1 rRNA gene is annotated in these 3,361 nt (G+C 56.6%); it reads left to right on the top strand.

Features of this window, described 5'->3' with window-relative positions:
* The first annotated feature begins 206 nt into the window (after positions 1 to 206).
* A 23S ribosomal RNA gene (locus ACIOD1_RS35000) occupies positions 207 to 3,329 on the top strand.
* Positions 3,330 to 3,361 lie beyond the last annotated feature (32 nt).

Below are 3,361 nucleotides of genomic sequence, written 5' to 3'. Positions count from 1 at the left end.
CAAAACATCCTGTAAGTACTGCCCTCGGGCGTGGAAAACAGTGATTGTGGCGGGGATCGTGCTTGGCACGTTGTTGGGTATCTGAGGGTATGGCCGTAAGGTCTTATCTTCGCGATGCCGGCCCCAGTGAACTCGCCAGCTTGTCTGGTGGGGTGATGGGTGGCTGGTCGTTGCTTGAGAACTACACAGTGGACGCGAGCATCTGTGGGCAAGTTTTTAAGGGCACACGGTGGATGCCTTGGCACCAGGAACCGATGAAGGACGTGAGAGGCCGCGATAGGCCCCGGGGAGCTGCCAACTGAGCTTTGATCCGGGGGTGTCCGAATGGGGAAACCCGGCAGTCGTCATGGGCTGTCACCCACTGCTGAACACATAGGCAGTGTGGAGGGAACGCGGGGAAGTGAAACATCTCAGTACCCGCAGGAAGAGAAAACAACCGTGATTCCGGGAGTAGTGGCGAGCGAAACCGGAAGAGGCCAAACCGTATGCGTGTGATACCCGGCAGGGGTTGCGCATGCGGGGTTGTGGGAATTCTTTTGATCGGTCTGCCGGCCGGTCGGCGAGTCAGAAACCGTTGATGTAGTCGAAGGACATGCGAAAGGTCCGGCGTAGAGGGTAAGACCCCCGTAGACGAAACATCAGCGGCTTGCTTAAGAATCTCCCAAGTAGCACGGGGCCCGAGAAATCCCGTGTGAATCTGGCGGGACCACCCGCTAAGCCTAAATATTCCCTGGTGACCGATAGCGGATAGTACCGTGAGGGAATGGTGAAAAGTACCGCGGGAGCGGAGTGAAATAGTACCTGAAACCGTGTGCCTACAAGCCGTGGGAGCGTCGCCGTTGTTCTTCGGAACAACGGTCGTGACTGCGTGCCTTTTGAAGAATGAGCCTGCGAGTTAGCGGTGTGTAGCGAGGTTAACCCGTGTGGGGAAGCCGTAGCGAAAGCGAGTCCGAATAGGGCGATTGAGTTGCACGCTCTAGACCCGAAGCGGAGTGATCTAGCCATGGGCAGGTTGAAGCGGAGGTAAGACTTCGTGGAGGACCGAACCCACCAGGGTTGAAAACCTGGGGGATGACCTGTGGTTAGGGGTGAAAGGCCAATCAAACTCCGTGATAGCTGGTTCTCCCCGAAATGCATTTAGGTGCAGCGTCACGTGTTTCTTGCCGGAGGTAGAGCACTGGATAGGCGATGGGCCCTACCGGGTTACTGACCTTAGCCAAACTCCGAATGCCGGTAAGTGAGAGCGTGGCAGTGAGACTGTGGGGGATAAGCTCCATGGTCGAGAGGGAAACAGCCCAGAGCATCGACTAAGGCCCCCAAGCGTACGCTAAGTGGGAAAGGATGTGGAGTCGCAGAGACAACCAGGAGGTTGGCTTAGAAGCAGCCACCCTTGAAAGAGTGCGTAATAGCTCACTGGTCAAGTGATTCCGCGCCGACAATGTAGCGGGGCTCAAGCGTACCGCCGAAGTCGTGTCATTGCAGCAATAGGGCCAACGCCCGCTGTGATGGGTAGGGGAGCGTCGTGTGCCGGGTGAAGCAGCAGCGGAAGCTAGTTGTGGACGGTTCACGAGTGAGAATGCAGGCATGAGTAGCGATACACACGTGAGAAACGTGTGCGCCGATTGACTAAGGGTTCCTGGGTCAAGCTGATCTGCCCAGGGTAAGTCGGGACCTAAGGCGAGGCCGACAGGCGTAGTCGATGGACAACCGGTTGATATTCCGGTACCCGCTTTGAAACGCCCAATATCGAATCCTCTAATGCTAAGGCCGTGAAGCCGTTCCGGACCCTTCGGGGAAAGGAAAGTGGTGGAGCCGCCGATCCAAGGTGGTAGTAGGTAAGCGATGGGGTGACGCAGGAAGGTAGTCCAACCCGGGCGGTGGTAGTCCCGGGGTAAGGGTGTAGGCCGAGGGGTAGGCAAATCCGTCCCTCATTAAGGCTGAGACCTGATGCCGAGCCGATTGTGGTGAAGTGGATGATCCTATGCTGTCGAGAAAAGCCTCTAGCGAGTTTCATGGCGGCCCGTACCCTAAACCGACTCAGGTGGTCAGGTAGAGAATACCGAGGCGTTCGGGTGAACTATGGTTAAGGAACTCGGCAAAATGCCCCCGTAACTTCGGGAGAAGGGGGGCCATCACTGGTGATCGGATTTACTCCGTGAGCTGGGGGTGGCCGCAGAGACCAGCGAGAAGCGACTGTTTACTAAAAACACAGGTCCGTGCGAAGCCGTAAGGCGATGTATACGGACTGACGCCTGCCCGGTGCTGGAACGTTAAGGGGACCGGTTAGTGCACTTTCGGGTGTGCGAAGCTGAGAACTTAAGCGCCAGTAAACGGCGGTGGTAACTATAACCATCCTAAGGTAGCGAAATTCCTTGTCGGGTAAGTTCCGACCTGCACGAATGGCGTAACGACTTCTCGACTGTCTCAACCATAGGCCCGGTGAAATTGCACTACGAGTAAAGATGCTCGTTTCGCGCAGCAGGACGGAAAGACCCCGGGACCTTTACTATAGTTTGATATTGGTGTTCGGTTCGGCTTGTGTAGGATAGGTGGGAGACTTTGAAGCAGCCACGCCAGTGGTTGTGGAGTCGCCGTTGAAATACCACTCTGGTCGTGCTGGATGTCTAACCTCGGTCCGTGATCCGGATCAGGGACAGTGTCTGATGGGTAGTTTAACTGGGGCGGTTGCCTCCTAAAGAGTAACGGAGGCGCCCAAAGGTTCCCTCAGCCTGGTTGGCAATCAGGTGTTGAGTGTAAGTGCACAAGGGAGCTTGACTGTGAGACCGACGGGTCGAGCAGGGACGAAAGTCGGGACTAGTGATCCGGCGGTGGCTTGTGGAAGCGCCGTCGCTCAACGGATAAAAGGTACCCCGGGGATAACAGGCTGATCTTCCCCAAGAGTCCATATCGACGGGATGGTTTGGCACCTCGATGTCGGCTCGTCGCATCCTGGGGCTGGAGTCGGTCCCAAGGGTTGGGCTGTTCGCCCATTAAAGCGGTACGCGAGCTGGGTTTAGAACGTCGTGAGACAGTTCGGTCCCTATCCGCTGTGCGCGTAGGAATATTGAGAAGGGCTGTCCCTAGTACGAGAGGACCGGGACGGACGAACCTCTGGTGTGCCAGTTGTCCTGCCAAGGGCATGGCTGGTTGGCTACGTTCGGGAGGGATAACCGCTGAAAGCATCTAAGCGGGAAGCCTGCTTCAAGATGAGTATTCCCACCTCCTTGAGAGGGTAAGGCTCCCAGTAGACGACTGGGTTGATAGGCCAGATGTGGAAGCCCGGTAACGGGTGGAGCTGACTGGTACTAATAGGCCGAGGGCTTGTCCTCAGTTGCTCGCGTCCACTGTGTTAGTTCTGAAG

Source organism: Streptomyces sp. NPDC088097 (assembly GCF_044741845.1).
Classification (GTDB): domain Bacteria; phylum Actinomycetota; class Actinomycetes; order Streptomycetales; family Streptomycetaceae; genus Streptomyces.
Note: the sequence above shows the minus strand (reverse complement) of the source record. Positions and strands in the feature narration are given on the sequence as shown.